Origin of the sequence: Mesorhizobium sp. M1A.F.Ca.IN.020.06.1.1 (genome assembly GCF_004023265.1) — a bacterium.
GTDB lineage: Bacteria > Pseudomonadota > Alphaproteobacteria > Rhizobiales > Rhizobiaceae > Mesorhizobium.
Genome location: NZ_RZSR01001358.1, coordinates 1 through 1,151, shown reverse-complemented (window position 1 = coordinate 1,151; position 1,151 = coordinate 1). Strand labels below are relative to the sequence as shown.

Annotated in this window: 2 protein-coding genes; one reads left to right on the top strand and one right to left on the bottom strand. The window is 64.9% G+C overall.

Annotation, left to right across the window (positions count from 1 at the left end):
• On the bottom strand, positions 1 to 618 hold a 618-nt coding region (locus EOA60_RS33980), incomplete at its 3' end, for a phosphoglycolate phosphatase (RefSeq protein ID WP_164899810.1).
• A gap of 153 nt (positions 619 to 771) precedes the next feature.
• On the opposite strand from EOA60_RS33980, the gene rpiA reads away from it, so the two are divergent.
• Positions 772 to 1,151: ribose 5-phosphate isomerase A (gene rpiA / locus EOA60_RS33975; RefSeq protein WP_128312673.1), on the top strand; the 380-nt coding region annotated here is incomplete at its 3' end.

The window sequence follows — 1,151 nt, the reverse complement described above, 5'->3', positions numbered from 1 at the left end:
CACCAGCGTCGGTTCGAACTCGCGCACATGACGATCCGTATAGCCGAAATCGACCGCCACCACCGGAATACCGGCCGCCTTGGCGGTGTCGATGTCGGTCTGCGAATCGCCGACCATCAGGGCGTTGTGCGGATCGCCGCCAGCCAGTTTGATGGTTTCGGTCAGATGGCGCGGGTCGGGTTTGCGGAAGGCAAAAGTGTCCTGGCCGCAGATCGCGGCAAAGTATTTGTCGAGACCGAGCGCGCCGATCAGCGTCGCCGAATTCGCTTCATACTTGTTGGTGCAAACCGCCATCAGATAACCGGCGGCCTGGAAGTGGTCGAGAGCCGCGACCACGCCGGGATAGGGGCGGGACTTGCCTGGAATGTTGATCGTGTAGTGGTCCAGGAAAAGCTTCAGCAGCCGGTCGTGCTCTTCCGCCATCAGCGCCTTGTTTTGCGCCGCATGCGCGCGTTCGATCATCACGCGGCCGCCATGGCCGACGTAGCGCTTGAAGCCGGCTTGGTCGACCGCGGCCAGCTCCGCGGCCGCCAGGCTGTGGTTGAGGCTGTCGAGCAGATCCGGCGCGGTGTCGATGAGCGTCCCGTCGAGGTCGAACACGATGATCGGTCGGGTCATGGCCAGTCCTGAATGATTGAGGTTCCGCAGCCGATACAAGCTGCGCGGTGGTCAAGCAAGCCGCCTCCGTCGGTCCACAGGCAGAGCCTTTGACGGGAAAGGCAAAAATGCTAGGAGGCGCGCCAAACCATGGAAACCGGGGACAGGAGCGGCATGGACGCAAGGCAGTTGAAGGTCGAGGCCGCGCGTGCGGCGCTCGCCCATGTCAGCAGCGGCATGCGGCTCGGCATCGGCACGGGCACGACCGCCGACGAGTTCGTCCGGCTGCTCGCCGAAAAGGTCGCGACCGGCCTCAGCGTCATCGGCGTGCCCACATCCGAGCGCACCGCGGCACTCTGCCGCGAGCTTGGCGTGCCGCTGTCGACGCTCGAGGAAACGCCGGAGCTCGACCTCACCATTGACGGCGCCGACGAGATCGATCCCGCGCTAACGTTGATCAAGGGCGGCGGCGGGGCGCTGCTGCGCGAAAAGATCGTCGCGGCGGCGTCGCAGCGCATGATCGTGATTGCCGACCGGTCCAAGATGGTCGAGAC